Origin of the sequence: Limosilactobacillus reuteri (assembly GCF_002254085.1) — a bacterium.
Classification (GTDB): domain Bacteria; phylum Bacillota; class Bacilli; order Lactobacillales; family Lactobacillaceae; genus Limosilactobacillus; species Limosilactobacillus reuteri_K.
Genome location: NZ_NGPY01000062.1, coordinates 1 through 592, shown reverse-complemented (window position 1 = coordinate 592; position 592 = coordinate 1). Strand labels below are relative to the sequence as shown.

General features: G+C 57.9%; 1 protein-coding gene. It reads left to right on the top strand.

Annotated features, from left to right (window positions below):
- Nucleotides 1-17: 17 nt before the first annotated feature.
- Nucleotides 18-592 (top strand): hypothetical protein (locus tag CBG10_RS11275; RefSeq protein WP_405076956.1); only part of this gene is annotated, 575 nt, incomplete at its 3' end.

Sequence of the window (592 nt, the reverse complement as noted above, 5' to 3'; positions counted from 1 at the left end):
TGCTTGTGGAGGTGTGGGTGGTCGCGTGGGGTGAGAGAGTGGTTGTGGGGCTGGGTGATGTACTGGTTGATGCACTTACTGAGGAGCGCGTCGATGCACTCGTTGATGCGCTTGTTGGCGCACTTGTTGATGCACTAGGTGATGCGCTCGTTGATGCACTTACTGAGGCGCTCATTGAAGCGCTCGTCGATGCACTTACTGACGCACTCGTTGACGCGCTCGTTGACGCACTAGTCGAGGCGCTGGTTGAGGCACTCGTTGATGCACTAGTTGAGGCGCTTGTTGACGCACTCGTTGATGCACTCGTTGACGCGCTCGTTGACGCACTGGTTGACGCGCTCGTGCTTGCGCTCGTCGAGGCACTCGTTGACGCACTTGTTGATGCACTTACTGAGGCGCTCGTTGACGCACTTGTTGATGCACTGGTTGACGCACTCGTTGTTGCGCTCGTCGAGGCGCTAGTTGAGGCGCTCGTTGACGCCCTGGTCGAGGCACTTGCTGCCGCACTCGTTGACGCACTGGTTGCGCCACTAGTTGACGCGCTAGTTGACCTACTTGTTGCTGCACTCGATCAACCACTCGTTGACGCGCT